The organism is Rhodococcus sp. WS3 (assembly GCF_003797085.1).
Taxonomy (GTDB): domain Bacteria; phylum Actinomycetota; class Actinomycetes; order Mycobacteriales; family Mycobacteriaceae; genus Rhodococcus_F; species Rhodococcus_F globerula.
In genome coordinates, this window is record NZ_RKMA01000001.1 from 874,391 (window position 1) to 896,874 (window position 22,484).

The 22,484-nt window shown below is 62.5% G+C and carries 22 protein-coding genes; 7 read left to right on the top strand and 15 right to left on the bottom strand.

The features are described from left to right. Nucleotides 1-17: 17 nt before the first annotated feature. The 3 genes from EEB13_RS03980 to guaB form a co-directional block, all read right to left on the bottom strand. Nucleotides 18-1,760 (bottom strand): GMC oxidoreductase, encoded by a 1,743-nt coding sequence (locus EEB13_RS03980; protein ID WP_095886641.1) that lies wholly within the window; start codon nt 1,758-1,760, stop codon nt 18-20. A 176-nt stretch (nt 1,761-1,936) separates the two neighbouring features. Then, nucleotides 1,937-3,076 (bottom strand): GuaB3 family IMP dehydrogenase-related protein, encoded by a 1,140-nt coding sequence (locus tag EEB13_RS03985; protein ID WP_033231325.1) that lies wholly within the window; start codon nt 3,074-3,076, stop codon nt 1,937-1,939. A gap of 41 nt (nt 3,077-3,117) precedes the next feature. Beyond that, on the bottom strand, nt 3,118-4,641 hold the full coding sequence (guaB, locus tag EEB13_RS03990) for an IMP dehydrogenase (protein ID WP_033231537.1): 1,524 nt from the start codon (nt 4,639-4,641) through the stop codon (nt 3,118-3,120). Nucleotides 4,642-4,886: 245 nt separating this feature from the next. Between guaB and EEB13_RS03995 the strand changes: the two genes are divergently transcribed. Next, nucleotides 4,887-5,291 (top strand): DUF5319 domain-containing protein, encoded by a 405-nt coding sequence (locus EEB13_RS03995; protein WP_033231326.1) that lies wholly within the window; start codon nt 4,887-4,889, stop codon nt 5,289-5,291. 116 nt (nt 5,292-5,407) lie between these two features. Here the strand turns inward: EEB13_RS03995 and EEB13_RS04000 are convergent, their stop codons facing one another. The 3 genes from EEB13_RS04000 to EEB13_RS04010 all read right to left on the bottom strand — a co-directional run bounded on the left by EEB13_RS04000 (nt 5,408) and on the right by EEB13_RS04010 (nt 7,923). Beyond that, nucleotides 5,408-6,337, bottom strand: a complete 930-nt coding sequence (locus tag EEB13_RS04000) for an anti-sigma-D factor RsdA (RefSeq protein ID WP_033231327.1) — start codon at nt 6,335-6,337, stop codon at nt 5,408-5,410. Continuing rightward, nucleotides 6,330-6,908, bottom strand: coding sequence for a sigma-70 family RNA polymerase sigma factor (locus tag EEB13_RS04005; protein ID WP_033231328.1), 579 nt, complete (start codon nt 6,906-6,908; stop codon nt 6,330-6,332). Before EEB13_RS04005 ends, EEB13_RS04000 begins: the two co-directional genes overlap by 8 nt. A 193-nt stretch (nt 6,909-7,101) precedes the next feature. After that, nucleotides 7,102-7,923 (bottom strand): hypothetical protein, encoded by an 822-nt coding sequence (locus EEB13_RS04010; RefSeq protein WP_261984442.1) that lies wholly within the window; start codon nt 7,921-7,923, stop codon nt 7,102-7,104. A 581-nt stretch (nt 7,924-8,504) separates the two neighbouring features. On the opposite strand from EEB13_RS04010, the gene EEB13_RS04015 reads away from it, so the two are divergent. The 4 genes from EEB13_RS04015 to EEB13_RS04030 all read left to right on the top strand — a co-directional run bounded on the left by EEB13_RS04015 (nt 8,505) and on the right by EEB13_RS04030 (nt 11,246). Continuing rightward, complete coding sequence (locus EEB13_RS04015) at nt 8,505-8,801, top strand: WhiB family transcriptional regulator (protein WP_033231330.1); 297 nt, start codon at nt 8,505-8,507, stop codon at nt 8,799-8,801. A gap of 256 nt (nt 8,802-9,057) precedes the next feature. Then, nucleotides 9,058-9,717 (top strand): fasciclin domain-containing protein, encoded by a 660-nt coding sequence (locus EEB13_RS04020; RefSeq protein ID WP_033231331.1) that lies wholly within the window; start codon nt 9,058-9,060, stop codon nt 9,715-9,717. A gap of 85 nt (nt 9,718-9,802) precedes the next feature. Continuing rightward, a complete protein-coding gene (locus EEB13_RS04025; protein WP_033231332.1) occupies nt 9,803-10,507 on the top strand; it encodes a sigma-70 family RNA polymerase sigma factor in 705 nt (234 codons plus the stop codon). A gap of 1 nt (nt 10,508) precedes the next feature. Further along, entirely contained in the window at nt 10,509-11,246 is a 738-nt protein-coding gene (locus EEB13_RS04030) for an anti-sigma factor (protein ID WP_141484667.1), read from the top strand. A gap of 65 nt (nt 11,247-11,311) precedes the next feature. Here EEB13_RS04030 and groL read toward each other — a convergent pair whose 3' ends face one another. Both groL and groES read right to left on the bottom strand, forming a co-directional pair. Next, on the bottom strand, nt 11,312-12,922 hold the full coding sequence (gene groL, locus EEB13_RS04035; RefSeq protein WP_033231334.1) for a chaperonin GroEL: 1,611 nt from the start codon (nt 12,920-12,922) through the stop codon (nt 11,312-11,314). Nucleotides 12,923-13,008: 86 nt separating this feature from the next. Then, entirely contained in the window at nt 13,009-13,308 is a 300-nt protein-coding gene (groES, locus tag EEB13_RS04040) for a co-chaperone GroES (RefSeq protein WP_003940763.1), read from the bottom strand. Between the two features lie 227 nt (nt 13,309-13,535). Between groES and EEB13_RS04045 the strand changes: the two genes are divergently transcribed. After that, nucleotides 13,536-15,254 carry a TIGR03767 family metallophosphoesterase gene (locus EEB13_RS04045; protein ID WP_033231538.1) on the top strand — a complete coding sequence of 573 codons (1,719 nt, stop codon included), beginning with the start codon at nt 13,536-13,538 and terminating at the stop codon, nt 15,252-15,254. On the opposite strand, the gene EEB13_RS04050 is transcribed toward EEB13_RS04045, so the two are convergent. Beyond that, complete coding sequence (locus EEB13_RS04050) at nt 15,244-15,810, bottom strand: potassium channel family protein (protein ID WP_141484668.1); 567 nt, start codon at nt 15,808-15,810, stop codon at nt 15,244-15,246. The genes EEB13_RS04045 and EEB13_RS04050 overlap by 11 nt on opposite strands. Nucleotides 15,811-15,969: 159 nt before the next feature. Between EEB13_RS04050 and EEB13_RS04055 the strand changes: the two genes are divergently transcribed. Further along, nucleotides 15,970-17,499, top strand: coding sequence for an Hsp70 family protein (locus tag EEB13_RS04055; protein ID WP_141484669.1), 1,530 nt, complete (start codon nt 15,970-15,972; stop codon nt 17,497-17,499). A 1-nt stretch (nt 17,500) separates the two neighbouring features. On the opposite strand, the gene tsaD is transcribed toward EEB13_RS04055, so the two are convergent. Genes tsaD through alr form a run of 6 tightly spaced genes read right to left on the bottom strand, consistent with a single transcriptional unit; the run spans nt 17,501 to nt 22,453 of the window. Then, nucleotides 17,501-18,538: a tRNA (adenosine(37)-N6)-threonylcarbamoyltransferase complex transferase subunit TsaD gene (gene tsaD / locus EEB13_RS04060; RefSeq protein ID WP_033231336.1), complete on the bottom strand. Its 1,038-nt coding sequence runs from the start codon at nt 18,536-18,538 to the stop codon at nt 17,501-17,503. After that, nucleotides 18,535-19,026, bottom strand: coding sequence for a ribosomal protein S18-alanine N-acetyltransferase (rimI, locus tag EEB13_RS04065; protein ID WP_033231337.1), 492 nt, complete (start codon nt 19,024-19,026; stop codon nt 18,535-18,537). The genes tsaD and rimI overlap by 4 nt, the downstream gene beginning before the upstream one ends. Next, nucleotides 19,023-19,670 carry a tRNA (adenosine(37)-N6)-threonylcarbamoyltransferase complex dimerization subunit type 1 TsaB gene (tsaB, locus tag EEB13_RS04070; RefSeq protein WP_033231338.1) on the bottom strand — a complete coding sequence of 216 codons (648 nt, stop codon included), beginning with the start codon at nt 19,668-19,670 and terminating at the stop codon, nt 19,023-19,025. The genes rimI and tsaB overlap by 4 nt, the downstream gene beginning before the upstream one ends. Nucleotides 19,671-19,723: 53 nt before the next feature. After that, complete coding sequence (gene tsaE, locus EEB13_RS04075) at nt 19,724-20,206, bottom strand: tRNA (adenosine(37)-N6)-threonylcarbamoyltransferase complex ATPase subunit type 1 TsaE (RefSeq protein WP_141484670.1); 483 nt, start codon at nt 20,204-20,206, stop codon at nt 19,724-19,726. Beyond that, a complete protein-coding gene (locus EEB13_RS04080) occupies nt 20,196-21,251 on the bottom strand; it encodes an alpha/beta fold hydrolase (RefSeq protein WP_084703047.1) in 1,056 nt (351 codons plus the stop codon). Before EEB13_RS04080 ends, tsaE begins: the two co-directional genes overlap by 11 nt. Beyond that, entirely contained in the window at nt 21,248-22,453 is a 1,206-nt protein-coding gene (gene alr / locus EEB13_RS04085) for an alanine racemase (protein ID WP_045070789.1), read from the bottom strand. Before alr ends, EEB13_RS04080 begins: the two co-directional genes overlap by 4 nt. Between the last annotated feature and the right edge of the window lie 31 nt (nt 22,454-22,484).

A 22,484-nucleotide genomic window follows, 5' to 3' on the forward strand; every position in this document is an offset into this window, starting at 1 on the left:
CTCGCTACGCCACAGTGTTATGCCACTCCGGGCGCTGCAGCCTTCTTGCCGCCCGTGATCTTCACAATCGGAAGAACCAGTGCCGCCGGTGCCGACGCCGGTACCACCGGCGACTTGGGGGCGATCGGAGTCAACCGCTCGTAGCCACTGCCCTGAGCTGGACGAAGGTCTGCCTCCCCCTTGTTCGGCCACAGCGACGCCGCACGCTCAGCCTGCGCCGCAATGGTCAACGACGGGTTCACACCGAGGTTCGCGGACACCGCGGCACCGTCGACGACACTGAGCGTCGGGTAGCCGAAGACGCGGTGATACGGATCGATCACGCCGCGGTCGGCATCCTCGGCGATAGCGCAACCGCCGAGGAAGTGCGCCGTCAGCGGGACGTTGAAGATCTCGCCCCACGTGCCACCGGCAACGCCGTCGATCTTCTCGGCAACCCGACGCGTCGCATCGTTGCCCTCGGGGATCCACGTCGGATTCGGCTGACCGTGGCCCTGCTTGCTGGTGACCTTGCGACGGCCGAACAGGCCCTTCTTCGTGTACGTGGTGATGGAGTTGTCGAGGTTCTGCATGACCAGGGCGATGATGGTTCGCTCGCTCCAGTCCTTGACCGTGAGCATGCGCAGCATCTGATACGGATTCTTCGCGACCACACCGAGGAACTTGACCCACCGTGGCTTGTCTCCACCGCCGTCGGTCATCAGCGTCTGCAGCAGGCCCATCGCATTGGAACCCTTGCCGTAGCGAACCGGCTCGATATGCGTGTCCTCGCTGGGGTGGAACGACGACGTGATCGCAACTCCGTGCGTGAGATCGAGATTGGGATCGACCTTGTATTTGCCTGCGCCGACAATGGATTCGGAGTTGGTGCGCGTGAGTTCGCCCAGTGTGCCGGACAGCTTTGGTAGCGCTCCGGTGTCCTTCATGTCGAACAACAGGTGCTGCGTTCCCCAGGTTCCGGCCGCGAGAATCACATGAGCGGCGGTGTACGTCCGACGGTTCTTGCGCGCGTATGCACCAGTGCGCTCGGTGAACACATCCCACGTGCCGTCATGGTGCTCGCGAAGTCCCGAGACGGTGGTCATGGGAATGATGTCGGCGCCCGCGGTCTCGGCCAAGCCGAGATAGTTCTTGAGGAGCGTGTTCTTGGCGCCGTGGCGGCAGCCGGTCATGCACTCGCCACACTCGATGCACCCGGTGCGCTCGGGACCGACACCACCGAAGTACGGGTCGGCGGCTTTCTTGCCCGGCTCACCGAAGTACACCCCGACCGGCGTCTGAATGAAGGTGTCGCCGACACCCATGTCGTCCGCAACGGATTTCATGATCTCGTCGGCCGGCGTCATGTGTGGGTTCCGCACAACACCGAGCATCTTCTGCGCCTGCTCGTAGTAGGGAGTGAGCTCGCTGCGCCAATCGGTGATGTGCGCCCACTGCTTGTCCTGGAAGAACGGCTCCGGCGGCTGGTAGAGCGTGTTCGCGTAGTTCAGCGAACCACCGCCCACTCCCGCGCCGGCCAGAATCAAGCAGTCGCGCAGCAGGTGAACCCGCTGAATACCGAAGCAACCCAGCTTGGGCGCCCACAAGAACTTCTTCAGATCCCAGCTCGTCTTCGCGAACTCTGCATCGGCGTACCGTCGGCCCGCTTCGATGACACCTACCTTGTAGCCCTTCTCCACAAGACGAAGCGCGCTCACGCTTCCGCCGAATCCGGATCCGACAATCAGGACGTCGTAATCCGTCGCGCGTTGCTTGCCCATCAGGACACCTCCACCGTGAAAACGTAGTTACCCGTCAGTATGCACCCGAATGCTGTGACTGCCACCACAAGGGTGCCCTAAGCGTAACCATAAGTATCACCAACGCGCGAAAGTCCTGAACATAGACCTGTGGCCCCGACTTCCCATAGGAAGCCAGGGCCACAGATGCAGACAAATCAGGCGCGGACTGTCAGTCCGACCTTCTGGAACTCCTTGAGAGTGGAGTAGCCGGCCTTTGCCATGGAACGACGCAAACCGCCGACGAAGTTCAGCGAACCGTACGGATCGTCGGACGGCCCGGCCAGAACCTTGTCCAGCGAAGGCCGCTCGCCGTAGGAAACCGGAAGGAGCGCGCCACGAGGAACCGAAGGGTGCGCAGCAGCGGACGGCCAGTACCAACCGCCGCCTGCAGCTTCAGCCGACACAGCCAACGGCGTGCCGAGAACAGCAGCGTCCGCGCCGCACGCGATCGCCTTTGCCAGGTCACCAGACGTAGCGATGTCACCGTCGGCGATGACGTGGACGTAACGCCCACCCGTCTCGTCGAGGTAGTCGCGGCGAGCCGCAGCGGCATCGGCGATAGCGGTAGCCATCGGCACCCCGATACCCAGAACCTCACCCGTCGTGGTTGCACCCTCGGAAGATCCGTAGCCGACGATGACGCCCGCCGCACCGGTCCGCATCAAGTGCAGCGCCGTGCGGTGGTCACTCACACCACCGGCGATAACCGGAACGTCGAGCTCGGAGATGAACGTCTTGAGGTTGAGCGGCTCTTCCTCCGTGCGCACGACATGCTCGGCGGAGATGATCGTGCCGTGAACGACCAGCAAGTCGATTCCGGCCTTGACCAGTGCCGGCGTCAGGGCCCGCGCATTCTGCGGGCTGACGCGAACCGCCGTCGTGACCCCCGCGTCACGAACCTGTGCGACCGCTGCTGCCAGCAATTCCGCCTGCAACGGCGCCGCATGCAGTTCCTGCAGGTAGCGGATCGCGGCGTCGACGCCACCGTCGGTTTCGGCGATCTCGACAAGACGAGCCAGCTTGGCCTCGACATCGGCATGACGGCCCCACAGGCCCTCTCCGTTGATGACGCCGAGCCCGCCGCGCTTGCCCAATTCGATTGCGAACGTCGGCGAGACCAACGCGTCCGTCGGGTGAGCGAGGATGGGAATGTCGAACCTGTACGCGTCGATCTGCCACGTCGTCGACACCTCCTTCGACGAACGAGTCCGCCGGGAGGGAACGATGTTCACATCGTCCAGTTCGTAGGTACGACGGGCCGTACGACCCATTCCGATTTCAACGAGGTCGCGCACGCGCGCCCCTTTCTCGTGACTGGTGAACTAGCGAACTGAACTTAGCGGGCAGCGTAATTGGGCGCTTCGACCGTCATGGTGATGTCGTGCGGGTGGCTTTCCTTGAGTCCCGCAGCCGTGATCTGGACGAACTGAGCGTTCTGGAGATGCTCGATCGTGGCAGAGCCCGTGTAACCCATTGCCGCACGCAAACCGCCGGTGAGCTGATGCGTCACCTGCGAGAGTGGTCCGCGGAACGGAACACGACCCTCGATGCCTTCCGGAACCAACTTGTCCTCGGAGAGAACGTCGTCCTGGAAGTAGCGATCCTTGGAGTACGACTTGGCCTCACCGCGCGACTGCATCGCGCCCAGTGAGCCCATACCCCGATAGCTCTTGAACTGCTTGCCGCCCACCAGGATCAGTTCACCCGGCGATTCGGCCGTACCGGCAAGGAGCGAGCCGAGCATGGCCGTCGACGCACCGGCGGCAAGCGCCTTGGCGATGTCGCCGGAGAACTGCAGACCACCGTCGGCGATCACGGGAATGCCGAGAGGCTTGCATGCCGCGACTGCTTCGAGGATGGCCGTGACCTGGGGAGCACCGACGCCGGCAATGACACGGGTCGTGCAGATGGAACCGGGACCAACGCCGACCTTGACGGCATCGACGCCTGCGTTGACGAGTGCCAATGCACCCGAGCGCGTAGCGACGTTGCCACCGATGATCTGAACCCGCTCGCCCAATTCGTGCTTGAGCTTGACGATCATGTCGAGAACATTGGACGAATGCCCATGTGCGCTGTCCACCACCAGTACGTCCACACCGGCGTCGGTAAGCGCCATCGCACGCTGGAAGGCATCGTCGCCCGCACCGACCGCAGCACCGACGAGCAGACGACCGTCACGGTCCTTGGTGGCAAACGGATGCTGCTCGGTCTTGACGAAGTCCTTGACCGTGATCAGGCCCGTGAGCTTGCCGTTCCCGTCCACGATCGGAAGCTTCTCGATCTTGTGACGGCGAAGCAGACCAAGCGCGACGTCAGCGGTGACGCCCTCTTGCGCTGTGATCAACGGCATCTTGGTCATGATCTCGGCGACCGGACGATTCTGGTCGACCTCGAAACGCATGTCACGGTTCGTGACGATGCCGACCAACTGTCCGGCGTCGTCGGTGACCGGCAGACCCGAGATGCGGAAGCGAGCGCACTTCGCGTCGACCTCACCCATCGTGTCCGACGGCTTACACGTGACCGGATCGGTGACCATGCCGGCCTCCGAACGCTTGACGGTCTCGACCTGGCCGGCCTGGACCTCCACGGACGAATTGCGGTGCAGAACGCCCATTCCGCCCGCGCGGGCCATGGCAATGGCCATCCGCGACTCGGTGACCGTGTCCATCGCCGAACTGACCAACGGGATTCGCAGACGGATATCGCGGGTCAGCTGACTCGACGTATCGACCTGGCTCGGAATGACATCGGACGCTGCAGGCAACAGCAGTACGTCGTCATATGTCAGCCCGAGCATCGCGACCTTGTTGGGGTCGTCTCCTCCGGTGTGTACATGCCCTGCAGAACTAGTCATGCGGTCAGGACCCTCCATGGACCTAGATTCGCCTGTTCGGCAGCCGCTGTAACAGCTGCCTCGAAGCGGATTACGAAAGCTGGATATCGGATAGAAGGCACCTGCACAGAAAGATATTCCTGGCACCTTTTCCCGGCGTTGAACACCATGGTATCGGGCCGCACATTGGTCCGAACCATCCCACCCACGCTGCAAGTACGCGTAACGAGTGGCGCTGACCCCCCTGACCTGCGTACCGTGGTGCTGTGCGTGATCAACTGCCTCCCGGTCTGCCGCCAGATCCCTTTGCCGGCGACCCCGCTGACCCTTCCGCGGCACTCGATGCCATCGAGCCGGGTCAACCACTCGACCCCCAAGAACGGCAGGCAGTCGAGGAAGATCTCGCTGACCTCGCCGTATACGAGGCTCTCCTCGCTCATCGTGGCATCCGCGGCCTCGTGGTGTGCTGCGAGGACTGCCAACAGGACCACTACCACGACTGGGACATGTTGCGGGCAAACCTGCTTCAACTCCTCGTCGACGGCACGGTTCGGCCTCACGAACCCGCCTACGATCCCATGCCTGAGGCATATGTCACGTGGGACTACTGCCGTGGATACGCCGACGCATCCATGAACGAAGCGATGCACGGCGACGGATTCGACGCCTGACACACTGACAACAGTGGGCCGGCAAGCATCACGCTTGCCGGCCCACTGTTTTTGATTCCGTTGCTTTGATTACGTTGCTATTGATTCACGTTGCTGCCTAACAGGTCTCGCGACGCTCAGGACGGCGTGTTCACATTCGGCGACGTTGTTGTCGTCCTCGACGAGGACGGGGTAGTTGTCGTCGGCAACGTTGTCGTTGTTGTCGTCGTCGGGTTCGCCGACGGACTCGGGACTGTTGACGACGGCGCAACTATCGCTGGGTTGGGCGTCGATGTCGTCGGATTGGTACCCGGCAACTCCAGATCCGAGGTCGGGCCAGGCAGAACGGGAATCGACGTCACCGGCGGGGGCTCGAGCGTTGTCAGCCCGTCGGTTGTGGTCAACGGCGGCGGGGCAGCCTGAGTAGTTGTTTCCTGAACCTGGGTCATCAACTTGCCCCAGCGTTCTACGAGATCCGTCTTCGCCTGCGAATCCTTCACAGCACCGGCACGCTGGGCAGCGTTGTCCAGAACCTTCTTCGCTTCGGGAATATCCCCGGCGGCCAACAACCGCTCAGCCTTCTCGAGCTCGGACGTGGTGTCGATCTTCGCGACTGTCGAATTAGCTTCTTCCGTGAAGACAACCTGCTTCACACCCCACAGTGCGTCGCCCGGTTCAGCCCCGTACGTGAGCATCGAGCCGCCACCGATCACCACCGCTGCGACAGCTGCCGCAGCGGCAACGGGGCGCAGTAGACGAAGACGTGAACGAGAACGTTCGCGATCGGCAATGCTGGGGGGCGCCGATTCGATCGCTGCGATCACATCGTCGAGAAGTGGGCCCTCCGGCATCGGGGTCGACACGACGTCATCGCGCCACTTCGACAGAATCAACGCCAGTTCGTACTGCTCAGTGCTATCGGTTGCTACCGGCCCACCATGGGAAATTGCCTCGATCAGCGCGTCGTCGCGCCGAACCGCAGCCAGATCCACCGGTGCACCGTCGTCGGCGAGACCGGCTGTGAGGTCATCGAGATCGGAAGAATCACGATTCTCGTCTCTAGCCATAGCTCTCACCCGCTTTCGTTACTACTTTTTTCAGTTTCGCGATCGCCCTGTGCTGGGCGACTCGTACAGCTCCGGCGGTACTCCCGACGGCGGCGGCCGTTTCTTCAGCCGACAGTCCGACAACCAACCGGAGAATCAAGATCTCTCGATGCTTCTCCGGCAAGGTGCCGAGCAGTTCCTGCATGTGCCGGCTGGATTCCGAATCGAGCGCTCGCTGCTCGGGTCCATCGTCAAGTGCAATTACATCCGGTACTTCGGCTACGGGCTCCGACTTGTTACGGGCGGAGCTTCGATGGGCGTCAGCAACCTTGTGTGCAGCAATGCCGTACACAAAAGCCATGAAGGGGCGTCCCTGATCTTGATAACGCGGCAACGCGGTCATCACGGCGAGACACACCTCCTGCGCGACATCGTCGGCCGACAAGTGGCCTCTCTCCGCCGCACCCACCCGACCACGGCAATAGCGCACCACCATGGGTCGAATGTTTTCCAAAACCAAAGCTAGAGCTGTACGGTCGCCCTGCGCTGCAGCGGCGACCGCGGAGTCCAACTCATCGCTCGTATTTGTCATCGTCAGCGAAAATCCTGGCGTTACAGTGGCACTTCCCGAGCGGGTGTGCTTCCACTAACAGCGGAACCCTCTAAGAGTAACCATCCAGACCGACTGGTCCGCGCAGGCCTGGCCCGCCGCGGCAATGTTTCGACGTGTACAACTCGTCGGCTACCGCGTGGCACACCTCACAGAGGCACATCGGTGGCGCACCTCACAGGGACAGTTCACGGAACACTCCCCCGCGTGCCGCAACCGCAGCGCCGAGTGCGGCCGAATTCGGTGTCGTGGGACTCCCGCTCACACCCTCGATCAGCATCGACGACGCCCACGCCAACGGTAGTAATCCAGACGAACGACACTCATCGAACACTTCACCTGCAAGCATTGCCGCCTGGCCCGGATCGAAACCTGTGAGCGCAGCGCATCGCAAGAGGTCCGACTTGACCTTGTGCCTGAGCGAATCACCACCGGCGGCGAGTTCGACAGCACGCTCAGCGTGTCGAAGCGCCCGCGTGAAATCACCGGAAGCGAGCGCAAGTTCAGCCGAGACCCACTCGAGCCTGATCACCTGACGCCACAACCGCGCCGACTCGCCTTCCAGACGGTTGATCTGCTCCGCGCAGCGCTCGAGCAGGCGCCATCCCAGCGCCAGGCGGCCCTGACCGAGAGCGTCGGCCGCAAGGCCGGTCAACGCGTCACAGGCGGCAGCGACCAACTCGGGAGAGTCACCTCGTCCGGCGACAATGGCAAGAGCACGTCCGTCGTCGTATGACGCCTTCGCGTGCCAGCCCGTTTGCCGCAGGAATGACGCCCGCGTGCTTGCGGACAACGAGGCATACACACAGTCGCCATCTGCGGCCAGGCCAGCGGTGCGCCGATCCACGACGTTCAAGGCGGCACGCGCCTGCGCATACCGCCCCTGACCACCGAGTGCGACGGCGCTCAACCACCACTCCTCGATGGTTGCCGGAGCGGAAAGCGGCGCAAGTCCGGGCTCTGTCCCGAATGCCACGGACTGAAGAGTTGTCGACACGGTCAAATCATTGCAGTGCCCTCGACCACAGATCGTCGCGAGGGGACCGCAAGATGCAACACCCGTGATTCCGCAGCCATTCACCAAATGTTCAACTGAAATTGAAACTTTCATTTTCTTGAATTATTAACGAATGCATATCCATTAGGTTAACTGCGGGTTACCTAATGGACAAACGTCCAAAGTGCGATTTGGGAACTTAGTCCCAATTCAGTCATTCGAAGGTCGCGCTCGAACGCCGACAATCACAGACGGCTGCGAGCGATTCCACTTTGTCCATAATACGAATACTCCCCCTGATCTGCCACTTCAGACGAAGAATATCTGCAGAACTTTACACATCACTCCACACTGTCAATCATTCGGCAACGGATCACTTACACACGAGGTGGTCGAAATGTAAATATTTCTCTCGTTAAATCTTGCTTTGCGAGATATGCCGCTCACCACTCATCGAGGCTATTGACGCGATTTACTCAGCACCCTTACGGTTAGCAAGCGTGAACGATAGAAAGCCCGGATAATCTTCGGGCTACTTGGTCCGCTCGTTGATCACGACGAGCTTGCAGTAAGGAGTCAACATGCCTGCACCTAATCATCTTCCCGGGCCGAACGCAGACATCTGGGACTGGCAGATGCACGGACTGTGCCGCGGAGTCGACTCCTCGATGTTCTTTCACCCGGACGGCGAACGCGGACGAGCCCGAGCGCAACGCGAAACGCGAGCCAAGGAAATGTGCCACCAGTGCCCGGTTCTCATTCAGTGCCGCTCTCACGCACTGACCGTCTCCGAGCCGTACGGCATCTGGGGCGGGATGTCGGAAACCGAACGCGAACTGTATGCACGCCACCGACGGAACGGCCGCCTGGCGTCGTAAATCCTCGTAGGTCAAACCAAGCCTCCTTCTCCCTTTCACTGCACTGCACTGCACTGCACAGCACAGCACTGCACAACCTGCTTACCCCGCAGACCGAGACCAGAGAGCCCCCGACGAACTCGGGGGCTTTCTCGTGTCACGAGGTCTTTTCGTGTCTCGAGGTCTTTTCGTGTCTCGACCCATCCACCTCACTGCTGACTCCGAATGCCTTGTACGGAACGTGCACACCGGCACTTCATCTACGGAAGGCAGACCCATGAACACCTCCACTCGAGTTCTGGCAGTCACGGCAGCAGCGTCATTCGCACTTGTCGGCATTGTCGGTTGTTCATCCGACAGCGATGATTCGTCGGATGCCACGTCCAGCGCTGCGACGACAACGTCGAGCATGTCGATGTCGACGACCAGTGCAATGGCAGACCCCGCATCGGATCTCGTCGGGGCAGGTTGCGCGGACTACGCAGCGGCAGTGCCGACCGGCGCCGGCTCGGTCAGCGGAATGGCGCAGGACCCGGTCGTGACAGCCGCGTCGAACAATCCGCTCCTCACCACACTGACCGCGGCCGTATCCGGTCAGCTCAATCCGGACGTCAATCTGGTCGACACCCTCAACGGTGGTGAGTTCACCGTCTTCGCTCCCGTCGACGCCGCTTTCGCGAAAATCGACCCGGCCACAATCGACAGCCTCAAGACCGACAGCGCAACGCTGACGAAGATCCTCACCTATCACGTGGTTCCCGGTCAGATCGCTCCCGCCGATATCGACGGCACCCACACCACCGCCGAAGGTGGAACGGTCACCGTCACCGGATCGGGCGACGACATCAAGGTCAATGACGCAACCGTCCTCTGTGGTGGCGTCAAGACCGCAAATGCCACCGTCTACCTCATCGATTCGGTGCTGATGCCGCAGTAATCCCCCTTGCTGTGCGCCTTTGTCAACCGCGTCGGTTACCAAAGGCGCACAGCAGTAGCGGCGGGCCAACAGAAAAGAACCGGACATGCACGCTACGGTTGTAGTCGATGAAACAACACGAACCTTCGGGGCGGGATTACTCAGCTCGGGTGAGCCACGCGACGTGAGTGAACCGAACGAGGCCCCAGAGCACACCGACGCTTGTCCGACCGACAATTCTGCAGCGCGCACCGCCCGGATCACGGAATCCCGCGAACTCGCGCTGATCCTCGAGAATGTCGCTCGGGGCGATCAATCGGCATTCGCCGAGTTCTACGACCGGACCAGTTCACGCGTGCACGGGATGGTTCTCCGGGTCCTTCGCGATCCGGGTTTCTCCGAAGAAACTGTCCAAGAGGTGTATCTCCAGGCCTGGAAAACGGTGGACACCTTCGATCCGGTTCGCGGGTCGGCCTTATCGTGGCTACTCACTCTTGCTCACCGACGAGCCGTCGACCGGGTGCGGTCGGAACAGTCGAGTACGGATCGACAGGCCCTGTACGACACCACGAATTCGACTCCCGAATTCGACGTCGTCAGCGAAGAAGTCACTCGCAAAGACGAACATCGCGCCGTCACCGACTGTTTGGAATCGGTGACGGCGACCCAGCGAGAAGCTTTGACATTGGCGTACTACGGCGGGCGAACGTACCGAGAAGTAGCCGAAGACCTCGGCGTGGCGATACCCACGATAAAGTCACGAATCCGCGACGGACTACTCCGGCTACGCAGATGTCTGGGGGTGAACTGAGATGGACGAAGAGCTGATCGGCTGGGCACACCCCTACGCGATCGATGCCCTCGACCCCGATGAGCGTCGGGCTGTCGACGTTCTCCTGGAAGGCACTGACGCGGCCACTCGAGCGGAATTCGAATCTCAGGTCCGGCTCGCCGCCGAGACGATGGCTGCTCTGAGCATCGTCGACGCAGTCGAACCTCCGCCAGGGCTCCGCGCTCGCCTACTCGACGCTATTGCCGAGACACCACAATCGCCGGAATTGGCTCCGCCGGTCTCCCTTGCCAGTCATCGCAAGCGTCGACGCCCATGGACCGTCGCACTAGCCGCTGCAGCGGCCGTGGTCATCGTGGCCGGGGGTATCGGAATCGGCGTCCAGATCACCGACAACACTCCGTCGCCGACCACCGTTTCCGAGATTATGGCCGCGCCCGACATGCACTCGACCACGCTGGACGTACCCGGCGGCGGCACCGCGACAACGGCGTTTTCGCCGTCCGAGGATGCCGCGGTGTTGACGATGAACGGTGTGACTCCCCCGAGCCAGGACCAGGTTTATCAGATGTGGCTGGTCTCGCCGGACGGTAGCACCATGACTCCGAAGGGCACCATGGCACCTGCCGACGTCAAGCCGACCACTCAGGTTGTACTGGACAATATCGGTCCCAACACCAAGCTGGCATTTACGATCGAGCCTCCTGGTGGATCGACTCAGCCGACGGGCGATCCGTTCGCCATCATTCCGCTGGTCTGAGCAGAAAACGAAAAAAGCGATCCCCCACCAACTTTCGGTGGGGGATCGCTTTTCGTGCGTGAAACCTAGTGGCTGTGACCGTGTCCGGTGTCAGCTACTTCTTCGGTCGGCTTCTCGACAACGGCGCTCTCGGTGGTCAGGATCATCCGAGCAACGGAAGCGGCGTTGACCACTGCCGAGCGGGTGACCTTGACGGGGTCGATGACGCCGTCGGCGAGCAGGTCGCCGTACGTCAGGGTCGCGGCGTTGAAGCCATGCCCCTTGGGGAGATCCGCAACCTTGCTGACAACGACGGAACCGTCGATGCCGGCATTGGATGCGATCCAGAACAGCGGAGCGTTGAGTGCTGCGCGAACCACTGCGACGCCGGTAGCTTCGTCACCGGTGAAGCCGAGGTTGTCGGCGAGTTCGACGCCGGCCTGAACGAGTGCCGATCCACCGCCGGGGACGATGCCCTCGGCAACAGCAGCCTTGGCTGCGTTGACGGCATCTTCGACGCGGAACTTACGTTCCTTGAGATCGGTCTCGGTGGCTGCGCCGACCTTGATGACCGCAACTCCGCCGGACAGCTTCGCCAGACGCTCTTCGAGCTTCTCGCGATCCCAGTCGGAATCGGTGTTCTCGATCTCGCGGCGAAGCTGCGCAACGCGGGTCGCGATGTCGTCTGCCGTTCCTGCGCCGTCGACGATGACGGTCTCGTCCTTGGTGACGACAACGCGGCGTGCGCTGCCGAGCAGGTCGAGTCCGGCTTCCTTGAGGGAGAGTCCGACGTCGGTGTTGATGACGGTGCCTGCGGTGACAACGGCAAGATCGTCGAGGAACGCCTTGCGACGGTCACCGAAGAACGGTGCCTTCACGGCGACAGCCTTGATCGTCTTGCGGATCGAGTTGACCACCAGAGTGGAGAGAACTTCACCCTCGACGTCCTCGGCGATGATCAAGAGCGGCTTGCCGGATTCGGCAACCTTCTCGAGCAGCGGCAGGAAGTCGGGCAGTGAGCTGATCTTCTCGCGGAAGAGCAGGATCAGCGCGTCTTCGTAGACGGCCTTCTGCGAATCGATGTCGGTGACGAAGTAGGGCGAGAGGTAGCCCTTGTCGAACTGAACACCTTCGGTGACAACGAGTTCGGTTGCAACGGTAGAGGATTCCTCGACCGTGACAACGCCGTCGGTGCCGACACGGGTGAGTGCTTCGCCGACCATTTCGCCGATTTCCTCGTCACGCGAGGAGACGGTGGCAACCTGAGCGATGGACTTCTTGCCCTCGACCGGAGTTGCTGCGGCGATGAGCGCCTCGACGACCTTGTCTGCGGCAGCGTTGATTCCGACGCCGAGTGCCATCGGGTTTGCGCCCGCGGCAATGTTCTTGAGTCCGCCGCGCACGATCGCCTGAGCGAGAACCGTAGCGGTGGTGGTGCCGTCGCCGGCAACATCGTTGGTCTTGGTGGCGACACTCTTGACGAGCTGTGCGCCGAGGTTCTCGAAGGGATCTTCGAGATCGATCTCACGGGCGATGCTCACACCGTCGTTAGTGACGGTGGGGCCGCCGAATGCCTTGGCGAGCACGACGTGGCGTCCACGCGGGCCCAAGGTCACCTTGACGGCGTCGGCGAGCTTGTCGACGCCTGCTTCGAGAGCACGCCGCGCGGTCTCGTTGAACGCAATTTGCTTGGACATCTGTTCTGTCAGCTCCTGAATCTTCGGGGCGTGAACGCATTCCGCCCCGGGATCCTGTGTGGACTCCGGGGCGGATCACGTGTGTCTTACTTGGAGACGACAGCCAGCACGTCGCGTGCCGACAGAATCAGGTACTCCTGGCCGGCGTACTTGATCTCGGTTCCGCCGTACTTGGAGTAGATGACCGTGTCACCCTCCTTGACGTCGACCGGGATGCGGTTGCCCTGCTCGTTGACGCGGCCTTCGCCGACTGCAACGACGGTGCCCTCCTGGGGCTTTTCCTTGGCTGTGTCAGGAATGACCAGGCCGGAAGCCGTCGTCGTTTCAGCCTCGTTGGCCTGGACGAGGATCTTGTCCTCGAGCGGCTTGATGTTGACGCTCGCCACGATGAGCCCTCCATGGGTATGTGCGCCCGAGGGTTGCTCGAGACGCGATTGGGTTTGACGTTTACGGCGCGTCACTGCAGTCCCGTCGTCGCGGGTGCCGGAACTCGATCAGCGCCAATTGGCACTCTATACGTGAGAGTGCCAACCCTCAAGGACTGGGCGGGTTTTTTCTCTTCGTCCTCAGCGAAATCAGACCCACGTCCAATTTGTTCACCTATTGTTCATTCGTGACGAACATCAACCGCCGTAGTTTCCTGACCTTTGCCGGACTCGGCGCCGTGGGCGCCGTAGGTCTGAGCGCCAAGCCGTGGGGACTGCAATATGCCGGCGCCGCTCCCCTGCCCACGTCGGGCGCGGGCACCACACTCGACGCAGTCGCGACGCCGATCGGCAGCAGCGGCTACCGCAAACTCGGAGCCGGTCCTGGCTGGGCAAACATCGTGCGCGGCGAACTCGCGGAACCCAAGTCCGGCCGCGAAGACCGTCGCACCGCATTGGCATCGATCGTGCAGTTGACCGACGTCCACATCCTCGACGCGCAGTCGCCGATGCGCTTCGAATACGTCCACCAGATCACCGGTTCCGCTTTCCGTCCTCAGGAAACGCTGACTGCGCACGGCCTGATTTCGCTTGTCCGAAGCGTCAATTCCATTGGATGCGGTCCGCACACGGCACGCCCGTTCGACGCAGTTGTCACCACCGGCGACAACACGGACAACAAGGAACATGCCGAACTCGACTGGTTCCTGACCGCACTCAACGGCGGCACGATCGTTGCGAACACCGGTGCGAAGGACCGCTACGAAGGTGTCCAGAACTCCGGAGCAGATCTGTACTGGAACCCGGAATCGCCGATGCTCGACATGTACAAGAAGGCGGGCTTCCCCGAGATTCCCAATTTCTTCGGAGCCGCATTCACCCCTGTCTCGAGCCCTGGCCTGAACACTCCCTGGTACTGCGTGTTCGGCAACCACGACGATTCGGTGTCCGGCACCGTTCCCAGCGGCATCCCGCCGCTAGAGGCCATGTACACCGGATCGCTCAAGTTCGAGGTTCCCGGCTCACCGGAACAGGCCAAGCAGATCGACATCGCCACCAAGTTCGATCCGAGCGCCATTCCGGGAATTCTGTCCGCCTTCACGACGCCCCCGCGCCAGGTCACCCCGGACCCGGCCCGTGCTCCCTTCACGCCGAAGCAGTTCATCGCCGCGCACCTCGATCCGGCGCATACCGGTCCGGGTCCGGTTGGTCACGGATTTGCACCGGACGCCGATCACACCGGCATCGGTTACTACTCCTTCGAGATCGCTCCCGGCGTCGTCGGAATCAGCATGGACTCCACCAACCGTGCCGGCTTTGTCGACGGCTCCCTGGGCGCAGCGCAGTTCCGCTGGATCGAAGACACCCTTCGGGCCGGCAGCAGCACGTTCTTCGACGCTGCCGGGTCCAAGATCACACAGTCCCGCGACGACACCTACTTCGTGCTGTTCAGCCACCACACGAGCGACACGATGGACAATCTCATCCCCGACCCCGAGAACATCCTCGAGCCACGCTTCCGTGGTTCGCAGCTTCTCGAACTGTTGCACCGCTTCCCCAACGTTCTTGCCTGGGTCAACGGCCACACACACGAGAACAAGATCACCCCGTGGCCCGGTGTCACGCCGGAACAGGGGTTCTGGGAGATCAACACCGCTTCGCACATCGACTTCCCGCAGCTCGGCCGGATCATCGAAATCGCGGACAACGGCGACGGCACCGTCTCGCTGCTCGCGACGCTCTTCGAAGCCGAGAGTCCGTACTCGGTCGATCACAGTGACAAATCGCCCGAGGGCCTGGCATCGCTGTACCGCGAACTGTCCTTCAACGACATTCACCGCGATCCCAAGCTGACCGGCGCCGGTGTCGATCAGAACGTCGAGCTGCTGGTTCCCGTCATTCGCTAGCGTCACCTGGCTTCGTCTGCCGTGTCCTGTGTTCCTTGGACCAGGACACGGCAGCAATAACAAAGCGGACGCCAAAGCCGATCAGCACCAGGTTGCAGACGATCTGAAGCGACACCAATGCCCTGGCCAGATCAGTTTTCGCGGCGATGTCCCCGAACCCGACGGTCGAGAACACGGACAGCGAGAAATAGAGCGCACCCATCCTCGACAACGGTTCGGTGAAACTTGTCGGGTCGGCCCCTGCGACAGCAAAATAGGTCATCGAGACGATCAGAAGATACGTCGGCACCACGACAGATGCCGCCTCGACGGCCTGCAACGCCGGCACATCCGAATTCAGGATTCGCTTGATCTGCCAGGCAGCGACACCCAGTACCGCGACACCGCCTGCGACCAACAGAGCAAATGCGCTGACGGTATGCGCGTCGGTCCACGGCAACAGGAAATACGCACAACCCAACGCGACGACGGTCAGTATCGGCCGCAGTATCGCCCCCGCGATCAATCGACGGCGTTGACGCGTATCCATCTGCCGGGATTCGACTTTTTTCCGCATAATTCAATATTCGGCAATCCCGCTGGTAAAACCACCGTTTCGGTACGAAAAGTTCTCCTCCTCACAGAAACCTGCCGAGCAATCGTGCCGATCGTTCTGTAACGTTCATGTAACGGCGACCGATATGCGGTCACAGAAACACCTGCGAGGGGGTGCAAGATGGGTTCATCACTGGGAATGTCGACGGGTTCGTCGGGCGTCTACTCCGCGCTCGTCGATACCGATTCCGCAGAAGCCACACCCGGTAGTTTGCCTGCCGAAACACGATTCGTCTCCGCCGATCAGGTCAACACCAACGTCGGAGACTTGGTGCGCGCGTCGATCAAGCTGATGACCACGCAGGTGTCCGATCGCGCCGCTGCCCCTCGATCCATCGGGGTCACATACTCGACCGACCAACAGCTCGCGAGCATCCGATCCTCGCTCGCGAAGTCGCCGAACCGCGTTCGGCTCATTCCCGAACCGGCCGCGGTGCACGCCTATCTCGCAGAAACAGGCAAGACTGCACGCTACGGCGCCACCGCGCAGATAGACCTCGGCGATAGCGGCCTGAGCGTGTCCGTGGTCGATCACAGCGGCGAGATCCTCATCTCCGAACGCACCGACGCTCTTGCCGGTGCAGGCATCGACGCAGCCCTCGTCGGGTTTGTCACCGACAAGTACCCTCATCCACTCGGCCGACACACCGACACCGAACTACTGATGTCGCGCTGCCACGTCGCGAAGGAACAACTCTCCACCACTCGCAGCGTCACGATCGACCTGCCACGTGGGCCCATCACGATCACCCGGGTCGAGTTCGAGGACATCATCGCCGCGGATGTCGAGCGCGCGCTCACGCTGATCCGCAGCGTCCTGAGCGCGGCACCACACACCGTCGAGGCCATTGTCCTCATCGGCGGCGGCGCGCATATCCCCACTGTGCGTACGGCAATCGCAGACGCCGCACGAGTCCCGACAGTCGAATTCGACGAGCCCGAAGCAGCCGCAGCCAAAGGTGCTGCACTACTTGCAGATTCCGCGACGTCGTTGCGTTACCCGTTGGCAGGCTCGGAAACTTCCGAGCGCATCCGTCCGGCCGCCAAAGCGTCGGGCGCGCTGATCGGCGCGCTAGTCGTCGGTGGACTCGTATTGGGTTATGCCGCCAAGGAAGTCGTCCCGACCGACAACACGCCGATTTCGCCGGCCGGCACCGGATCGACCACAACGCACACCACAACCGACGTCGTTCCGAGCACCGGTTCCACAGTCATCCCGTCACATGACCCCGTGCCCACGGTTGTCCACACAACAGTCCCGTACCGGGCACAGCCGTACGGAACGCAGCCGTACGGAACACAGCCGTACGAGACACATCAGTTCACGTTGTCGCCCGCGCCGCCGTCGGACACGTCCACACCGACGACAACCGTTCCGCCGACAACTCTTCCGCCGACAACCACGACCACCATCCCGGCCCGGCCGACACTTCCCGGCATCACGCTGCCGGATACACCGTCGTGGTGGCCGGAGAACCTGCCACAGATTCCGAGTGGGCCTTCGGAACTGGCTCCGGGCGAAGGCGGAAACGGTGGTTCCGGTTCCACCGAAACCACCGCCGAGACTCCCACAGAGTCCGCATCACCCGAGCCGACGACGGAGAACGCGGCGCCGACCCCCACCGCTCACCTGCCTGTACCGGTCGGCTGACCTAGCGCAGAACTTGGCTGATCGAGACGGACAATCCCGGATCGGTTGCAACACTCAATTCCGACGGCCCGGCTCCGGCACCGATCAGGTGCGCGGCCAGCGAAGCGATCATCACTCCGTTGTCGGTACACAACCTCGGCTTCGGGATACGCAGCGTGAGACCGGACTCGGCGCACCGCTGCTCGGCGAGGCTACGAATGCGAGAGTTCGCGGTTGCTCCTCCGCCGAGCACCACGGTGTCGACGCCGACATCCTTGGCGGCACGAACCGCCTTCATCGTCAGGACGTCGGCCACCGCCTCTTGGAACGACGCTGCGATATCCGGAATCGAAAAAGCTTCTTCCGCACGCTGTTTCGACTCCACATAGCGAGCAACGGACGTCTTGAGCCCGGAGAAGGAGAAGTCGTGACGCGAGTCGCGCGGGCCCGTCATGCCACGCGGGAACGGGATCGCGTTCGGATCACCTTCCTGCGCAGCCGCGTCCAAGGCCGGTCCACCGGGGAACCCGAGACCGAGAAGTCGCGCAACCTTGTCGAAGGCTTCACCGGCAGCGTCGTCGACGGTTGTTCCGAGTTCGACGATCGGCTTTCCGAGATCCTCGACGTGCAGCAAATGCGTGTGCCCACCGGAGACCAGAAGGGCCACGCACGACGGCAACGGTCCGTGCTCGAGGGTGTCGACCGATACGTGGCCACCGAGGTGATTGACCGCATAGAACGGGATGTTCCACGCTGCCGCATAGGCTTTGGCTGCCGCCACACCCACCAACAGGGCGCCCGCCAGGCCGGGTCCGATCGTCACGGCCAGAGCGTCGGGCTTCTCGATACCGGCCGCCGCGAGAGCACGCCGCATGGTCGGGACGATTGCCTCGAGATGAGCGCGCGACGCAACCTCAGGCACCACTCCGCCGTACCGGGCGTGCTGATCCACACTCGACGCCACTTCGTCCGCCAACAAATCACAGGTTCCGTCACCGTTCCAACGAACGATGCCGACTCCTGTTTCGTCGCACGAGCTTTCGACACCCATGACGATCATGCTTGCTGCTCCTCATTCTTGCGAACACCTACGGCGGGCCGCCGCATCGTGAACGCATCTGCCCCGCTGGGCTGGTAGTACTTCTTTCGGGTTCCGACGATCTCGAATCCCTCACGCCGATACAGAGCGATTGCCGGTTCGTTGTCGGTGCGCACTTCCAGGAACACGTCTGCTCCCCGGTCGTCCGCGAGAGCCAAGAGCGCATCGAGCAAAGCCCCGCCGATACCGCGGCGCTGCGCACCCGGATCCGTTCCGATGGTGTGCACTTCGGCTTCGATGTTGGGCGGCGCGCCCAACAATGCAACTCCGGCGTACCCCAGAACACGACCGTCGGGCTCACGAGCCACGAAGTAGTGATTGTGCGAGCCGGCCAACTCGGAGACAAAAGCCTGAGCGGTCCACGGCCCGTCCCCCGCAAAGAGGGCACGTTCCAACTCGGCACACCGCTCGGCGTCGTCGACCGTCATCGACGTGATGGTGTAACTCATTTGCCGCGTTCCGCCAAGGTCTTGGCGTCCGGGCGGCGTAGATACAGCGGCTCGAGCGGTTCCGGAATCGAACCGGCCAGAATGTCTTGCGCTGCAACAGTGACCAAACCGGCTGGAGACGGCGTCTCCGCAGGCTCGACCCGGAGATCGAAAAGGTCTACGTGCGAAGCAGATCCGGCAACAATCGTCGACGGCGACGCGTCAACGTCGCCCGGCGAATTCACTGCGGGGCCTTCCACTCGAACGCCCTCATCGTAACGAGCCCAATAGATTTCACGTCGACGTGCATCGGTCACGACAAGCAGGTTGCCTGGCGTCTGCACTGCCGCGGCAATGGCGTCGAGGCTGCACACACCGTAGACCGGGACACTGAGCGCGTCACCGAACGCGGCGCCGGTCGCCATCCCCACCCGCAGGCCGGTGTACGGACCAGGTCCCACGCCCACCACCACGGCGCCCAGGTCTGCCGGCGTGATCGACGCCTCTGCGAGGCATTCGAGAACATGCGGGGTGAGCACCTCGGCATGTGCGCGGGGGTTCACTGTCACCCGAACGGCGAGCGTCGAAACCTCACCGAGAGGCGAGAGTGAGACAACTCCGGCGGTGACGGCCGGCGTGGAGGTATCAATCGCGAGAACAAGCACGATAACTCAGGGTACTCGCACGTGAAGAACTACTTTCAACGGTGGGAGCAGTGTCACGACGTCCATGCCCAACTGGCCGTCCGGACATCCGACTCGGGTTCACGGTGAAGCTGCACCCGCAAGTGACGCTCGACAAGGCGTTCCACGACGTCGCCGCCCCACTCCACCACGACCACCGCATCGGTGAGGTCGGTATCGAGGTCCAGGGCGTCGAGCTCGTCAAGAGCGTGCGGCCCGCTGTCGCCGAGGCGATACGCGTCGACGTGAATCATCCCGACGGGTGTTCCGCCGTGGGCGCGAATGCCGGGGCGATGCTCGCGCGCGATGACAAATGTCGGTGACGTCACGCGTCCCTGCACGCCGAGGCCCGCACCGATACCGCGGGTCAGTGCCGTTTTTCCGGCGCCGAGGGGACCGTCGAGAACCACGAGGTCACCGGCGACAAGTCCGGCCGCCAGCCTGCGACCGAATGCCTCCGTGTCTTCCGTCGTCTCCAGCGTGACGGTTCCTGATTCAGGGAGGGTTTCAGCCGACATCGGACCTCACTTGACTATGTGTACGTGAGACAAGACTCTCGATCGCATCCGTGACGATAGCCGGGAACTCCAGCTGGATCAGGTGACCGCCGCCGCGAATTCGCACCAGTTCGGACTCCGGCAACGCATCCGCCAACAGTTGCGAGCTGGCAAACGGAATCATCATGTCCTGATCGCCGCAGATCACGACAGCCGGAGTGTGCGCGAGGACGGGCAGAGACCCACTCTCGTCATGCAATTCGAGGGTCCGCAGAAAATTGACGATGGTGACAACCGACGTGCGATCGAGCATCCCGTCCGACAGCTCGTGCAGTCGAGGGCTCACGTCCGTGCCGTACGACGCGGCCCGCAGGATCGGTGTGATGAGCACGCGCGCAGCGCCACGGGCATGCTGTACGACGCCCGGGGACGTCCGCACAGCCAGACGGAAACCGTCGATGATCGGATTCTGCAGATTGCGAGTGAGTCCGGTTTCGGCGAGACCCGCTGCGGTGGTCGATACCAACCCGACACCGACAACTCGGCCACCGGCGAACCATTCCGGTCGCTGACCGGCAAGCGCGAGCACTGTCATGCCGCCCATCGAATGACCGACAAGCACAACCGGACCGATCGGCACCTTGGCTTCGATGACCGACGCCAGATCACGGCCGAGTTGCGAGACCGTACAACTCTTTGCGCGGGGCATGCCCGAATCACCGTGCCCGCGCTGGTCGTAGAACACCATCCGAACGTCGTCACCCCACCGCTCGGCAAGCTGACGACGCTGAAAATGCCAGGAAAACGCGCTCAGACAATATCCGTGCACAAAGACAACCGTCAGTGGAGCGTCGTCCGGCCCGACTTCGCGGACTGCCAGATCAACCCCGTCGTCGGTGCGTACAACGCTCGCGCGGTCCCGCGTCATCAGGTCGAAGTCTTCGTCTGCGTAGATCTCTCGACCTGGCCGAGTGGCCGTCTTCAACGCGTTGACGCCGGCCATGGAACCGAGTGCAATCGCACTGAGGAGCCCACCGAGGATGCTCATTCGTCCTGCAGTCTTCACGAGATACCCTCCCCGCCGATGTACGTACGTTCGGTTCGCCCGCGCAGGCCGGTCACGATCTCGTAGTGAATGGTGTCCAGCACTTCCGCCCAGGCTTGCGCGTTGGGTTCGCCCTGATCTCCGTTGCCGAAGAAAATGGCGGTGTCGCCCTCGCGAACACCGTCACCGTCCGGTCCGAGGTCGACCATCACCTGGTCCATGCAGATCCGTCCGACGGCTTGACGACGCTTACCGCCGAGTTGGACCTCGAAACGCCCACTCAACGAGCGCGGAAGCCCGTCGGCATAGCCGACGGGGAGCAGTGCCAGGGTGGTGTCGCGCGGCGCGGTCCAGAGGTGTCCGTAGGAAACCCCCTCACCGGCAGCCACCTTCTTCACCAGAATCACCTTCGCTCGCAACGTCATTGCCGGTCGGAGACCGAAATCGCCCATCTCTGGTACGGGCGACAACCCGTATATCGCAATTCCCGGCCGAACCATGTCAAATCGCAGGTCAGGACGGGTTACCGTCGCCGCCGAGTTTGAAAGGTGCACGACCTCGGGTTCGAATCCGTGAGCCCGGACGTCGGCAACTGCATCGATCAGACGTTGCTTCTGGTGGTCGATGACGTCGTGGTGCGGTTCGTCCGAATGCGCCAAATGCGAGAACACTCCGCGCAACCGGATCGTGCCCTCGTTTCGAGCCGCGACGAGGTCTGCCAGCATCTGCGGCCAGTCGGTCTGCGAGACGCCGTTGCGATTGAGTCCGGTGTCGACCTTCAGCGTCACCGTGGCAGTTCGTCCGAGATCCCGCGCGGCGGTCACCACCGCGGCCAGGTGCCGCGGAGACGACACCCCGATTTCCACGTCGGCGGAAATGGCGGCGGCAAAATCGGCGTCGACGCCATGCAGCCACGCCAGTACCGGAGCGGTGATCCCCGCTGCCCGCAGGACCAAGGCCTCGCCGATCGTGGTGACACCGAGTTCGCGGGCACCGGCGGAGAGTGCAGTGCGCGCAACAGCAACGGCGCCGTGGTTGTACCCGTCAGCTTTGATGACTGCCATCAGTGCCGCGTCACCGGCGAACTCACGAAGAACCCGCACGTTGTGGGCGATGGCATCGAGGTCCACGACCGCCTCGGTCTGCGGACCTCCTGTTGCCGCGACGCTTGCCGACTCCCCTTCTTCTGGGTCTTTCGGGGCTCTTCCTTCGGCAAGCTTCATGGCGTCAATCCTGCCACTCTCGCGAGTTCCG